The following is a 934-nucleotide window of genomic DNA, read 5'->3' as shown; positions in this document are numbered from 1 at the left end:
CAACTTTGAACCAAACTTTCCCGCACCACAAAGCCGAAAAGTCGGGCTCAGACCAACTCTTTTTGTCCTTTAACCCCATTGCCGAGGCTGTTGTTCGCGATTTCCAGTGCTACTTCATTCACGGCATTGATCCCTCTCAGGGAATGGTGACCTGGGGTGGTCCGTGGAACATCATGAACGGCATCGCTGGCATCTTGAACCTTCTCGCGATTTCCGGTTGGATCGGTATCTTCGTGTCGAAGGGCAAGGAACGGGGGCTAATCTGGGGTGATCTGACGATCGGTTGGATTATTGCGTACGACATTTGGAATGTTGCCTACGTGTATAACTGTCTTGCGGACCGAGCGTGGTACTCGGCAATCGCGTTGCTTGCCTCGTGTACGATTCCCGCGTTTATGAAGTTCGGTAAGGGCGCGTGGATCCAGTACCGTGCGTACACGCTGACGTTCTGGTCTGCGGTGGTGTTGACGTTCCCGCACTTCATGCAGGATTCGATGTTCGCTCACCGCAGTGCGCACAATCCATACGCGATGTTCATCATCTCGTTTACTGCATTGGTTGCGAACATCATTGTGTTCGGTCGCCATGCCTATCGCATCGTGAAACTGCGTCGTAACCCGTTCAAGCAGGAGATTTACTCCGATACTCCGACCTACGTCGAATGGGTACGTGATCTTGCAACCGATGAGGACAAGGAATTGATCGCACAGCGTATCGGTAAGACTCCCGCGGAAGTTGGGTACGTCAGCTGACGTTTCGGCTTACACGTGATGTGGCCGGTTGGGTGGTACGAGGCCGCCGAGCCGGCCATATCTGTGTGCTTTGAAATCGGGCGAGATCAGAAAGAACGTCAAAGTCGGGTTAAACGACAAAATGTGTGTGTGAATCTCTCGATTTATGGGCCCTGAACTGGGTTAACGATGAAAATATATGC

The 934-nt window shown here is 52.2% G+C and carries 1 protein-coding gene; it reads left to right on the top strand.

Annotated features, from left to right (window positions below; translation table 11 throughout):
• Positions 1-752, top strand: a 752-nt coding sequence (locus QP109_RS09210; protein WP_285024435.1) for a DUF5692 family protein, incomplete at its 5' end; no start/stop codon positions are given.
• Positions 753-934: the final 182 nt, after the last annotated feature.

Origin of the sequence: Pauljensenia sp. UMB9872 (assembly GCF_030212665.1) — a bacterium.
GTDB classification, from domain to species: domain Bacteria; phylum Actinomycetota; class Actinomycetes; order Actinomycetales; family Actinomycetaceae; genus Pauljensenia; species Pauljensenia turicensis_B.
Note: the sequence above shows the minus strand (reverse complement) of the source record. Positions and strands in the feature narration are given on the sequence as shown.